Source organism: Nonlabens sp. SY33080, from assembly GCF_011784885.1.
Classification (GTDB): domain Bacteria; phylum Bacteroidota; class Bacteroidia; order Flavobacteriales; family Flavobacteriaceae; genus Nonlabens; species Nonlabens tegetincola.
The window spans coordinates 386,963-400,153 of record NZ_CP050461.1 but is presented as its reverse complement, the minus strand read 5'-3'; the positions used below and the strand labels follow the sequence as shown (position 1 = coordinate 400,153).

Annotated in this window: 13 protein-coding genes; 6 read left to right on the top strand and 7 right to left on the bottom strand. The window is 33.8% G+C overall.

Annotated features, from left to right (window positions below):
* Window positions 1-1,035, bottom strand: a complete 1,035-nt coding sequence (locus HCN53_RS01790) for a WD40/YVTN/BNR-like repeat-containing protein (RefSeq protein ID WP_206063930.1) — start codon at window positions 1,033-1,035, stop codon at window positions 1-3.
* 146 nt (window positions 1,036-1,181) lie between these two features.
* Here HCN53_RS01790 and HCN53_RS01785 point away from each other — a divergent pair, with 146 nt between their 5' ends.
* Together HCN53_RS01785 and HCN53_RS13135 are read left to right on the top strand one after the other, a co-directional pair.
* The gene (locus tag HCN53_RS01785; RefSeq protein WP_060522754.1) at window positions 1,182-2,393 is read left to right on the top strand and encodes an RsmB/NOP family class I SAM-dependent RNA methyltransferase; all 1,212 of its coding nucleotides are present in this window, start codon (window positions 1,182-1,184) and stop codon (window positions 2,391-2,393) included.
* 1 nt (window position 2,394) lies between these two features.
* The gene (locus HCN53_RS13135) at window positions 2,395-4,416 is read left to right on the top strand and encodes an endonuclease (RefSeq protein ID WP_167341808.1); all 2,022 of its coding nucleotides are present in this window, start codon (window positions 2,395-2,397) and stop codon (window positions 4,414-4,416) included.
* Window positions 4,417-4,484: 68 nt separating this feature from the next.
* Here the strand turns inward: HCN53_RS13135 and HCN53_RS01775 are convergent, their stop codons facing one another.
* Together HCN53_RS01775 and HCN53_RS01770 are read right to left on the bottom strand one after the other, a co-directional pair.
* Entirely contained in the window at window positions 4,485-5,000 is a 516-nt protein-coding gene (locus HCN53_RS01775; RefSeq protein ID WP_105018779.1) for a hypothetical protein, read from the bottom strand.
* A gap of 64 nt (window positions 5,001-5,064) precedes the next feature.
* Window positions 5,065-5,604 carry a hypothetical protein gene (locus HCN53_RS01770; protein WP_167341807.1) on the bottom strand — a complete coding sequence of 180 codons (540 nt, stop codon included), beginning with the start codon at window positions 5,602-5,604 and terminating at the stop codon, window positions 5,065-5,067.
* 228 nt (window positions 5,605-5,832) lie between these two features.
* On the opposite strand from HCN53_RS01770, the gene rpsA reads away from it, so the two are divergent.
* The 4 genes from rpsA to HCN53_RS01750 all read left to right on the top strand — a co-directional run bounded on the left by rpsA (window position 5,833) and on the right by HCN53_RS01750 (window position 9,682).
* Window positions 5,833-7,680, top strand: coding sequence for a 30S ribosomal protein S1 (gene rpsA / locus HCN53_RS01765; RefSeq protein WP_042278534.1), 1,848 nt, complete (start codon window positions 5,833-5,835; stop codon window positions 7,678-7,680).
* Between the two features lie 188 nt (window positions 7,681-7,868).
* Window positions 7,869-8,417, top strand: a complete 549-nt coding sequence (pyrR, locus tag HCN53_RS01760; protein ID WP_105018778.1) for a bifunctional pyr operon transcriptional regulator/uracil phosphoribosyltransferase PyrR — start codon at window positions 7,869-7,871, stop codon at window positions 8,415-8,417.
* Window positions 8,417-9,349, top strand: coding sequence for an aspartate carbamoyltransferase catalytic subunit (locus tag HCN53_RS01755; protein ID WP_167341806.1), 933 nt, complete (start codon window positions 8,417-8,419; stop codon window positions 9,347-9,349). Before pyrR ends, HCN53_RS01755 begins: the two co-directional genes overlap by 1 nt.
* A complete protein-coding gene (locus HCN53_RS01750) occupies window positions 9,350-9,682 on the top strand; it encodes a ribonuclease Z (RefSeq protein ID WP_105018776.1) in 333 nt (110 codons plus the stop codon).
* 12 nt (window positions 9,683-9,694) lie between these two features.
* Here HCN53_RS01750 and HCN53_RS01745 read toward each other — a convergent pair whose 3' ends face one another.
* From HCN53_RS01745 to HCN53_RS01730, 4 genes are all read right to left on the bottom strand, one after another.
* Window positions 9,695-10,057, bottom strand: coding sequence for a nuclear transport factor 2 family protein (locus HCN53_RS01745; RefSeq protein ID WP_042278530.1), 363 nt, complete (start codon window positions 10,055-10,057; stop codon window positions 9,695-9,697).
* Between the two features lie 299 nt (window positions 10,058-10,356).
* A complete protein-coding gene (locus tag HCN53_RS01740) occupies window positions 10,357-11,247 on the bottom strand; it encodes a T9SS type A sorting domain-containing protein (RefSeq protein WP_167341805.1) in 891 nt (296 codons plus the stop codon).
* 262 nt (window positions 11,248-11,509) lie between these two features.
* Window positions 11,510-12,361 (bottom strand): hypothetical protein, encoded by an 852-nt coding sequence (locus tag HCN53_RS01735; RefSeq protein ID WP_167341804.1) that lies wholly within the window; start codon window positions 12,359-12,361, stop codon window positions 11,510-11,512.
* A 92-nt stretch (window positions 12,362-12,453) separates the two neighbouring features.
* The gene (locus tag HCN53_RS01730) at window positions 12,454-13,191 is read right to left on the bottom strand and encodes a LytR/AlgR family response regulator transcription factor (protein ID WP_167341803.1); all 738 of its coding nucleotides are present in this window, start codon (window positions 13,189-13,191) and stop codon (window positions 12,454-12,456) included.

The following is a 13,191-nucleotide window of genomic DNA, read 5'->3' as shown; positions in this document are numbered from 1 at the left end:
CTATTCTCTTTTAAGCTTAAAACTAGATATTTTCCCATTACCAGCTATCATTCCTTCATTTTGATTAATCATGCTTGCCGTGTAATAACCATCATCAGTAAGTTTTCTCCAAGTAGTGCCTTGATCTCCACTCCACCAAATACCTTGTGAGCCCGTGGCTAGTAATTCATTTCCTTGCGTATTTGGAACAAACTGTATGTCACTACAATATCCTGGTCCATCACCAGAGGAAAGAAGTTTCCAGCTGCGACCACCGTTTTTAGTTATAGCCTTATTGTATTTGTTATCTTCAGGGTTTTCCCAATCTCCACCTATAATCACACCGGTTTTTTCATCATAAAAATCCATTGCAAATATTCCGGTCATCTGACTTCCGGCAATAATTGGTGTTTGATATTCTTCCCAATTAACTCCTCTGTCATAACTGTACAACACTCTTGCTGCTTTGCCACCAGTAGCAATCCAAACATGGTCATTTAAAATTTTCATATTTGAATTACTCGCTGCAAAACCTGCCTCACCATCTATATAATCTGGTAATTTAAAGCAATCCAACTGTCCAAACTCTTTACCACCATTTTCCGTTTTAAGAATGGCTATACAACGATCAAACTCATCCTCACCTTGAGGATCACCCATTATTATACCTTCTTCATCATCCCAAAACTTCATACTATCATAAAAAACATCGTCACCAGATTGTGATAGAAGAAGTTCAATATTATCATTTGCATGTGTTATTCTATATAACAACGCTGGACTACCAGCACTTAAAATGTAGGTATATTGATTAGTAACAGCTATAGATCTGAATTGAACATCTAACGAATCATTGACCTTGATAATACCTTTATCGATGCTTAAGTCTTTAGGGTCGATGGAACCGTAGTTACCTTTACTTCCACCATACCAGTACTTACCATCACCGTATTCTAGTGCCCTTATGCTAATAGAATCTGTTACCAAGTTATTAATTTCGATTGTTGTGACAGCTCCAATCGAATTCTCGCTTGTCATAGAGTTCTCATCTTTCATATTCTGTTTGCAGCCTAACAGCGACACAATAAATATTAAGGCGAAGATGGTTGAAAAATATTTCATTTTATAGATATAATAGGTTGTGTGAGTAAAAATAAGTTAAGACAAGCTAATTTGAATAAGGATAATAGTAATTTTGCAAAATGAGATTTCACCACAACCTAGTAGTTGCAACTACTCAAGCGTTACATAATATTTTTAATGATGGCAAGTATGCAGATCAAGCCATACAAAAGATTTTAAAGAAAGATACTCGATGGGGTTCCAGGGATCGTGCATTCATCGCAGAAACTACTTATGACATTGTACGATACAAACGATTATATAGTGCTATAGCAGACGTTCAAGAACCTTTTAAGCCTCAAGATTTGTGGAGACTTACAAGTGTTTGGATTATTTTAAAGGGACATGATTTACCTGCTTGGGAAGAATACTATAATACACCCGTAAGAAGAATTAAAGGTCGTTTTGACGAATTAAGAAAAAAAAGAGTGATGCGTGAATCTATTCCCAACTGGATGGATGAGCTTGCTCTTAATCAATTAGAAGAGTCCTTTTGGGAAAAAGAACTGCACGCGCTTAATGAACAAGCAAACGTAGTATTAAGAGTCAATGAATTAAAAACTGATATCAACACCTTAAAAGAAAAATTGGTTGCTCACGACATCGCTACTGATATTTCACCAGAATTCCCTAATGCTTTAGTTTTAAGGGAAAGAGCTAATGTTTTTAGTCTTCCAGAATTTCAAGATGGCCTATTTGAAGTCCAAGATGCAGGTAGTCAAAAAATAGCACCATTTTTACAGGTAGAACCAGGCATGAGAATTCTAGATGCTTGCGCTGGTGCTGGTGGAAAAACATTACATCTTGCTGCGCTCACACAAAATAAAGGTCAAATAATTGCGACGGATATTTATTCTAGTAAGTTAAAAGAATTGAAACGCAGAGCACGTAGAGCTGGAGCACATAACATAGAGACCCGATTAATCGATACGACTAAAGTGATCAAAAAACTTCATGGAAAAATGGATCGTATACTTATTGATGCTCCATGTAGTGGATTAGGTGTTTTACGTCGTAATCCGGATGCAAAATGGAAACTTGAACCTCAATTTTTAGAAACGATTCAAAATACTCAACAAGAAATTTTACAATCTTACTCTAAAGTACTTAAATCAGGTGGAAAGCTAGTTTACGCAACTTGCTCCATTTTACCTTCAGAAAATCAGGATCAAGTAAAAACATTTCTAGAATCAGAAATTGGTAAAGAATTTGAACTTGAAGAAGAAAAAAGCCTATTCGCACACCTGGATGGTTTTGACGGATTTTACATGGCAAGACTTAGTAAAAAATAATATGAGAACAATTTTATTCTATATAGTTATTGGATGTTTCGCTTTCGCGAAAGCGCAACCACCAGCAAACTACTACAACAGTGCCAATGGGCTCACAGGATATGCGTTAAAAACCGAATTGAGCAACATTATTTCTAATGGTTATAATAACCAAGGATATGGCGCATTACATACTTTATATCTTACATCTGACAATGATGAATACTACGATAATGGGACGCAAACTGGTACCATATTAGATATGTATTCTGAAAACCCTACCGGTGCAGATCCATATAATTTTAATGGAAATACAAATGAGCAATGTGGTAATTATAGTCAGGAAGGAGACTGTTACAATCGCGAGCACCTGTTTCCTCAAGGATTTTTCAATCAAAGAGAGCCCATGCGCAGTGATGCTCACCATGTAATACCGACTGACGGTTTTGTAAATGGAGGTCGTGGTAGCTTACCCTTTGGAGAAGTTGACAGCTCTGGTGGCGGCGTTACTACCTACAGAAATGGTTCTCGTAGAGGCCCTAGTGCGACATCAGGATTCACTGGGACTGTGTTTGAACCGATTGATGAATTCAAAGGCGATATCGCTCGCTCTTTATTCTATTTTGCCACTCGTTATGAAGCTCAATACAACGATACGAGTTGGGATAGTCCAAATGCCACAAATGACCCTAGAGATGGTTCTCAAAATCAATATTTTGAACAGTGGTTTGTAGATTTACTTTTAGACTGGCATAATGCCGATCCAGTAAGTCAAAAGGAAATAGATCGTAATAACGATGTTTATTTACATCAAAATAATCGAAATCCCTATATCGACAATCCATCGTGGATAACTGATATTTGGACATCAAGCAATGCTCCATCGGGAAGGTTATTTGTTACTCTTGAAGATACTTATGTAGACACGAATAACAACGCTACAATCGATGCTGGTGATCGCATAGAATATGACTACACCTATAACAATATAGGCCAATCGATTTTATATAACCTAAGCTCTACCCCTATTGTTGGGACTTTTGAAAACACAGTTACGCCAGTATCTAGTTTGAATCCTGGGCAATCGATTACTAACCCGTTTGGAAAACTCGTGGTAGTTTTAACGAACAATCTAATCAATTCTTCTCCCAATTGCGAACTTGAAAATTATCTTACAACCACTGCAGATTTCAATTCGACTGGGACAAATGGAGGATTATCCAAATTAAGTGATGACCCAGATAATTTTGCTAATATTGATACTGATGGAGATAATTTACCCGATGATCGTAATAGAACGACAGTATGTACTTCAACAGGAGTGGTATTTAATACATTATTTATCAGTGAATACATTGAAGGATCTGGGAACAATAAGGCAATTGAATTATCTAATTGGACTGGTGCTCCTGTTGATTTAAACGGGTATACACTTGCTCGTGATGCGAATGGCGGTGGTAACTGGTCTGGTACGGTAACACTATCAGGAACTGTTGCTGATCAAGATGTTTGGGTAATTGCTCGTGGAAATGCGTCCAGTACGATTGTCAATGCTGCAGATCAACTGGTTAGTAGCGGTAGTGCTCTAGACTTTAATGGTAACGATCCTGTAGGACTGTTTTTAAATGGCAATCTTATTGATATTGTAGGAACATTTGGATCTGGAAGTAATGATTTTGCCAAAGATGAAACTCTGGTTCGTAAATCTAATGTTCAAGCACCTTTGATTCCTTTTAATAAAAATCGTGATTGGGATGTCTTTCCTACAGATGATACTAATGATTTAGGAATGCATGATGCAGTAACATTGTCAATAATTACTTCAGAAATAGGCGATGTAATACTATATCCTAATCCTTCAACAAATGGTACATTTACTATTGATAACTTTAAGTCGGATATGAACTATGTTGTTTTTGACATGACTGGTCGCATCGTTTTGAATGGAACAGAAAACAATTTCACAATTGAAAATCAAGGACTGTATTTAATACAGATTAAACAAAACGATAAATCTGTGACTAAGAAAATTATCGTTCGATAATAACGCATAAAAGTATTTCATAAAAAAGCCTGCTATTTATAGCAGGCTTTTTTAATTTAAGTATCAAGTTAGATACGTTTCATTTGTTGCTTCATCATTCTTATTTGATCAGTCAACATATTATGTTTGTCTAATTTTTTAGCTTCAGTCAATAGCATTTGAGCTTCTCTTTTGCGTCTCTTACTCATTGCTATACCAGCAAGGTTAAGTTTTGCCATGGCAAGATCTTGATCCATGCTCAACCCAAGTTTAATGGCTTTTTTGAAATACTTCTCTGCCTTAGTCATATTGGTTTGAGAAATCATTAATCCATTCAAATAGTTATAATAACCTTGTTGTTTAGTGACTAGTGCTGCTTCTGGGTTTTTAATTTTATCCAACCATTTTTTTGCCCCTTCAAAGTCTTGTTTTCTTAATCTAAGAAAAGCAAGTACAATTATTTCATTTTTGAAATAAAGTAAAACAAACATTCCGGCAAGTAATAGAAGACTAATACCAGAAAGAATTTCATTTCTTGTAAAGAGATAAACCGCCCATGCTACAACAGCAGCAGCTAGAACAAGCTTTATATTTTTATTGAACATACTTCTTTTTTTACACGGGCAAAGATACTGGTAATTTGAAGTAACTTACAACTTGTAGAAGGACTTAAAACTTCTCTGGCTCAATTGCGGTTATATTAATAAGGTAGCGTACAACTTTCCCTTTATCATACACTTTACCAAATTTAAGAACGGCGGTCCCTAAATCACATTTGTAAGTATAATAATATGGTAAGGCGACAATTTTTTCTTTGGTATTAGGAAAACTTACTGTACTATCAACCACCTTTTTTAATCTATCACCTCCAAAAAGATTAAATTTTTCAACGTATTTAGAAAAATTATTATCATCAGTAGTTATGTAGTTTAAATAACGTTGTGGTTGTATAATAAAAACATCAGTTTTATAAAAATTATCTGAATTTGCTTCTAGATGATAATTATTAAAATTAAAAGTGGTTTCAGTTTGAGTCAAACAAAACATGTGCGCCTGAATTTCTGACACATGGTAATTCTTAATATCTAAGAAATCAAGAAATTGTTTACTAGTAAACAATTCGACGGGACGATCAATTTTGCATTCTTCTTGTGATACTACCGAATTCATCCCTAGTAGTAGTGCCACAAGGCATACAATAAATTTCATTTTCAATTGGTTTAGCAGTCAAATATAGCATTAGTTAAATATAACTACTAATTTTATTTTTGTATTTCCTTGAATAGTAGGTATATTAATAAAAAAGAAGTATTTTTGCACTCCCAAAGCGAGAATATGGAAACCGCTTGGAAATCAATAATTTAAAAACAACCCTTCTAGAAATTGTTTCTATAAAGTTTCCAGCAAGTCTAGAATACAAATTTTTAATCAGCAAATATGGCTGAAGAAACAACAAAACAAGAGCTTGAAGCTGCAAAAGACGGTGTAACGGATACACAGGTTCAAGAACGTGTGGAAAAAGTAACTACTTCTCCACAACAAGAAAACCCACAAGATTTCCTAGATAACTTTGACTGGGAACGTTACAGTGAAGGAATTGAAAAAGTTGATGAAGAGCAACTTAAAAAATTCGAAAAGCTTGTAGCTGAAAACTTTGTGGATACTATTGATAATGATGTTATCGAAGGAACTGTAATCAAAATTACTGATCGTGACGCTATCATCGATATCAATGCAAAGTCTGAAGGTGCTATCTCTCTAAACGAATTTCGTTATAATCCACACCTAAAAGAAGGTGATAAAGTAGAAGTACTTGTAGACGTAAGAGAAGATGCTACTGGACAGTTAGTATTATCTCACCGTAAAGCAAGATTAATCAAGGCATGGGAACGTGTAAATGCAGCTCATGATACTGGTGAAATCGTAAATGGTTATGTTAAGTGTCGTACTAAAGGTGGTATGATTGTAGACGTATTCGGTATTGAGGCTTTCCTTCCTGGATCTCAAATCGATGTTAAACCTATCCGTGATTATGATCAGTATGTAGATAAAACTATGGAATTCAAAGTGGTTAAAATCAACCATGAATTCAAAAACGTAGTTGTTTCTCACAAAGCTCTTATCGAAGCTGATATCGAAGAGCAGAAGAAAGAAATCATTTCTCGCCTAGAAAAAGGTCAAGTATTAGAAGGTGTTGTGAAAAACATTACTTCTTACGGTGTATTTGTTGACCTAGGTGGTGTTGATGGATTAATTCACATTACTGACCTTTCTTGGTCAAGAATTAATCACCCACAAGAGGTTGTTGAATTAGATCAAACTTTAAATGTTGTAATCTTAGACTTTGATGAAGATAAGTCAAGAATCCAATTAGGTCTTAAGCAACTTGAAGCTCATCCATGGGATGCTCTTTCTGAGAAAATCAAGCCAGGTGATAAAGTAAAAGGTAAAGTTGTAGTAATCGCTGATTACGGTGCTTTTGTAGAGATTGAAGAAGGTGTTGAAGGTCTTGTACACGTATCAGAAATGTCATGGTCTACTCACTTAAGAAGTGCTAACGACTTTGTTAAAGTAGGTGATGAAATCGAAGCTGAAGTTCTTACAATTGATAGAGAAGATCGTAAGATGTCTCTAGGAATGAAGCAACTTTCTCAAGATCCATGGACTGATATTACTTCTAAATACCCAGTAGGTTCACGTCACACTGGAACTGTAAGAAACTTTACAAACTTTGGTGTATTTGTAGAACTTGAAGAAGGTGTTGATGGATTAATTTACATCTCTGACCTTTCTTGGACTAAGAAAATCAAACACCCAAGTGAATTCTGTTCAGTTGGTGATAAACTAGATGTTGTAGTATTAGAACTTGATGTTGATGGTCGTAAACTTTCACTAGGACACAAGCAAACTAAAGATAATCCATGGGATAAATATGCTACTGAATTTGCAGTAGGAACTACTCATGAATTAACTATTGACGAAGTATTAGATAAAGGAGCTGTTGTAAATGTAAATGATGACATCAGCGTATTTATTCCTTCTCGTCACCTAGAAAAAGAAGATGGAAGTCGTCTTAAGAAAGGGGAAACTGCTGATATCCAAATCATAGAATTCAACAAAGAATTCAAGCGTGTAGTTGGATCTCACATGGTAATCCATAAAGAAGAAGAAGCTAAAATAGTTAAGCAAGCTGCTGCTAAATCTCAAGAGGAAAACAAACCTACTTTAGGTGATGCAAATGCTAAACTACAAGCTCTTAAAGACAGAATGGAAGGTAAATCTTAAGCCTACTCTATTCTAAATAGTTTAGAAAACCCTTACTTAAATTAAGTAAGGGTTTTTTATTTATTTAAAAATCACATTATACTAGTGATCACATCATACGTTCTACTACTAAACAAGCGCTTTTAAGTTTCATTCTTACGTTTCTACATTATTAAAATACTTATCTTTGTCACTAGCAAGTAACCTCAATGAGTCAAAAATTACTTCTAGACGCGACGGCATTAAACATCACCTTACATAGGTTAGCCTGTCAATTAATTGAAAATCACGGAGATTTTAAACAAACTGTTCTTATTGGCATTCAACCTCGAGGAACATTTTTATTAAATCGATTGACACAATTACTTCAAGATCATTATGAAATATCCGATTTATTATCGGGTAAATTAGACATCACATTCTATAGAGATGATTTTAGAAGAAGTAATGAACCACTTAAAGCAAACTCCACCGAAATAAATTTTCTAATAGAAGATAAAAAGGTGGTGCTTATTGATGACGTACTTTATACAGGACGCAGTATACGATCAGCACTTACCGCTCTTCAATCCTTTGGAAGACCCGAACATATTGAATTATTAACATTGATAGATCGTAGGTTCTCTAGACATCTACCTATACAACCTGACTATAAAGGCAGACAAGTTGATGCTATTGACAATCAAAAAGTAAAAGTACATTGGAAGGAAAATGCTGGTGAAGACGCCGTTTACTTACTTAAAAACAAAGAAAATTAATGAGTGAATTAAGTGTAGATCACGTTTTGGGTATCAAATATCTTACACCACAAGATATTCAATTAATTCATCAAACTGCCGATCAGTTTAAAGAAGTAATAAATAGACCTATTAAGAAGGTTCCATCACTTAGAGATATTACAGTTGCCAATCTTTTCTTTGAAAATTCAACCAGAACAAAACTTTCTTTTGAACTTGCCGAAAAACGATTAAGCGCCGATGTAATTAACTTCAGTGCTGCCCAAAGTTCTGTAAAAAAAGGGGAAACTTTAATAGACACCGTCAACAACATTCTCGCTATGAAGGTGGACGTTGTAGTAATGCGTCATCCGAATCCAGGCGCCGGTGTGTTCCTATCAAATCATATAAATGCCAGAATAGTAAATGCTGGAGATGGTGCGCATGAGCATCCTACGCAAGCATTGTTAGATAGTTATTCTATTAGAGAAAAATTAGGTGATATATCAGGAAAAAAAGTAGTCATTGTTGGTGATATTTTACACAGTCGTGTAGCCTTATCTAACATCTTTTGCCTACAAAAATTAGGTGCCGAAGTCATGGTTTGTGGCCCTGCAACGCTTATACCCAAGCATATAGAAAAACTAGGAGTTCAGGTAGAGCTAGATTTACGTAAAGCACTTCAATGGTGCGATGTAGCAAACATGTTGAGAGTTCAAAATGAGCGCATGGATATTTCCTACTTCCCTAGCGTGAGAGAATACACGCAACAATACGGTGTAAATATGGAATTGCTTCAATCGTTAGACAAAGAAATAACAATCATGCATCCTGGACCGATTAATCGAGGTGTTGAAATTACTAGTGAAGTAGCAGATAGTGATCAAGCTATTATTCTAAATCAAGTAGAAAATGGTGTTGCAGTAAGAATGGCCGTTTTATATTTAGTAGCAAGCAAAATAAAGAGAAATTAAATGAAAAGCTCATCGCACGACAACTTTATCCTTCTAAAGGATGAACATAATGATATTGTTGAATTTGCAGAATTTTTACCTACAATCTGGCAACAATTTTCAAATAAAAATGTCATAGTTGATTTATCCGAATATGATCAAGCTACATTAAACCAGCTTCTACATTTTCTAGAATTAAGTAATAAACACCGTGCTACAAAACAGTCTTTTGTTATCATCAACAAAGCACTTTCTACAGATCAAATTCCTGAAGAACTTATGGTTGTCCCTACCCTTCAAGAAGCGCAGGACATCATAGAAATGGAAGAAATAGAAAGAGACCTAGGATTCTAGATCTCTTTTTTATTACTCTTCTGTGTTGTAAAAAAACTGCTCTCGCCATATTTTTCCATCCTTCACTTGATAAACTCCAATCTCGGTCATTTGAGATCTTTGTCCGCTAGGCTTGTGTGTAGTATCCATCCAAAAGGTAACCGCAAAATGATTGTCGGCAACAATAGGATCACTTACCTTATTCCCATGGACTTCAAAATTTTCACGCCACCACTCTCCTTTCTTAGATAATCCTTCAAAACCATGAACTTCTTTCATAGGTTCTGCCATTTCGACGCTTGTAATTTCAGGACTATACAAATTTTCATAGCATTTTGTTTCCTCACCATTTCGGCACCATTCGACTAATTGATCAGCCACTTGTTTAGTTGTCATAATGTTATTGGTTTTTGTTTAGGTTTAAAGATAATTAAAACCAATAGGTAAAACAATGATCCTTAGTTATCAAATAGTTATGATTTAATTATGATTTTTTAGTAAGTTATTATGTTTTGATGATTTAATACAAAGAGCTCCGTAAACGGAGCTCTTTGTATAATTTAACAAAATAAAGAGAGCTAATACTTTTATATCTCTTTAGTAAAATTCACTTGTATTATATAACGTTTTTATTTTAATTAACTTTAGTTTTTAGTAATACAGCGATGGCATTAGATTTTGTACTAGAAGAGAAACTATTTATTAATAATAAACTTTTTAGATAAAGTTTTGTCTTTAGTTTGTACCTGTAAAATATAAAGGCCTGATTTCATCGACCCTAATTGCAAGCTGTTCAAGTCCTTGAATTTCTCTACAATAGTACCAGAAAGATCAAATACAACAACCGCAACAATGTCTTGTTTTTCAAGGTTTGTACTTATTATCGGTTGTTTATTTTCATAATATATATCCAAGTCATTTTCTTTCTTTAAAATATCTTTTTGCAATGTAAAGAAGTTACCAGCATAAACGCTATTTGGACAATTAGAGTCTGTTGCAATAATTCTATAGTTGGGACATCCTAATTTATAACTTGTCACTCTGACAGATTTTATCGGATTAGATTGAATAGCATAGAATTGAGCACTGAAATAATTTATATTTACATTAGTCCCAGGTGGTGGATTAGCACTATCATACGTTGCTGTAGTATTATCCAGATAGGTTGCTTGCCATACATATCTTACTGGTTGACTTTCGTATTGAGAAAGTTGTAGAATTAATTCTCCATTTTGATTAACGGATGTAATTTGATTACAAATATTTAGCGTCGGAGGTCTACAGCCTCCAGGTATAACAATATTACATTCTATACAATCACCATTGATAAACTTCGTGAGAGTAATTGTAAATGAACCTGTACCTGATCTCAAAACTTGAATACTACTAGTTGTATTATCTCCAATAATAGTCGCAGAGCCATTTGATATCTCCCAATAATAACAATTATCACACTGAGCACTTAAGATTGAACCATAAGTTTGAATTGTATCTACAGGATGGTCTAATGAAGTGGAAATACAATTTTCTTGAGCACTAACAATAGTGGAGCTTAATAGTAATAATAATAAATAAAAATTTTTCATGTTAATAGGATATAATTAGCTTACTCTTGACGATTTTCAGCTTACTCGTTGAAGGTTTGAAGATAGTTTCAACATTAAAGCGGTTTGTTGATATTTCATATTTACCATGAATACTTTCACATTCACACTTAAGAAAGACTATAATTGAAATATAAAAGGAGTGCAAGTTGCGATTAATCAAAAGTGCTTTTATGAAAGAAGCCTTATTCGCTTGAATAAGGCTTAAACAGAGATAAAAAATACTAGTAGGGAGTAATATTATTTAATCTGTTGTATTATCATTTAAACCAGGTCCATTACCATTTTCTCCTCCAGGCGGAATATATAGTGAATGGTCAAGAAAATTTGTAAAATCAGATACGTTGATATGGGAGTATGAGCAGTTAGAAATTGTAGTACTTCTCAGAGGTCTAACAATTAACAAATAAGCTCCATTTGTTAAACTCGTATAATCAGCATATGAGTCATAATAATCCAAATTTTCAAAAGTTGAAAGGTATGTATTATACGTAATGACATGTTGAGTGGCTTCATTACTTTGATTATTATTTAATGGATGTGTTGTAGAGTAAATAGCGTCAGCATTCGTGAAATCGATCAGATTGGGTAAATATATCTCAGTACAATGCTCTGTATTTAAAAAGTAATTTATATCAGAATATTGAACGTACCTATCCCCAATGGGTATAATATAACTGTCAGATTCAGGAGTAGAATTATTTTTACAGGTTATACAATTTATTGGAAACTTATCCCAATTATCTGGTTTAGCTATCTGTCTGTCATATAAAAGTTGAGAAAATTTAGCTCTTAATGGCCCACTTTGTTCTCCATTCAACAAATCATCTAAATTCACTGTCCTTTTTGTATGATCTACTTTATTCAAAACATATTGTCTTAAAGCGAGGTCGTTAATTATACAATCTGTCACTAGCCATGAGACCCACTTTAAAGCACCTTCATAATCAAATACATACAAGTTAGGATCTCCAACTCGCCACTTCATTTGAATGTCTTTTTCAGTATTTGAATTTGTAAATACCTCTTCATTTACAGTATCTTCACTACAACCTATTATAGTAAAAAATAGAAATAAAATAATGAATTTATTCATGATGAAATTTTCTTTGAATTTAGAGTTTTTAAGAAATTTTCAATACTAAATTCATTTTTGATTTACTATGATTCATATGTTGTAGATGTGAGTTAATATCCTTTCATTAATCGATCTTGAGTTTCTTTTTTATACCGGGATGAAACGGGAAGCTCTTTTCCTGATTTTAAAATTACTCCGCCAATTTTTAAATATTTACTTATAGCTTGTAACTGAACTACGTAAGATTGATGAATTTTCACAAAATAAGATGGAAGTAATTTAATAACGTACTTGAGTGGTTTAGACATGACTAATCTATCTTCATTTTTCATGTAAAACGTTGTATAATTACCATCGGATTTACAATAAAGTACATCTTCTAATTCTACAATATGAATAGCTGAGTTAGTGGGTATAGCGATAAATTTATTCGGTTTTTTGTCTAATATGTCTTTAGCGACTTTAAATTGAGATGCAAAATCCCCTACCTTATTGTGATTAAGTATTTTGAATATTGCCTCTTTGAATTCATTCAAATCTATTGGCTTTAATATATAATCTAAAGCCCCAATTTTCAATGCTCTAATTGCAAGGTGATCATATGCTGTAATAAATATAAACGGACAATCTTTTAGGTTAACCTCATGTAAAACATCAAAGGTTGTTCCTCCATTAATTTGAATATCTAATAAAAGAAAATCAAATTTTGTTTTGAACAGATGATTCTTAGCATTTTCTACAGAATTTGAAAAAGTTATATGAAAATTTATTTCATGAAAATTATTAATTAATAACTCAGAAATAAACTTTGCTGTGTTTTTATCGTCCTCTACAATTAAAACCTTCAT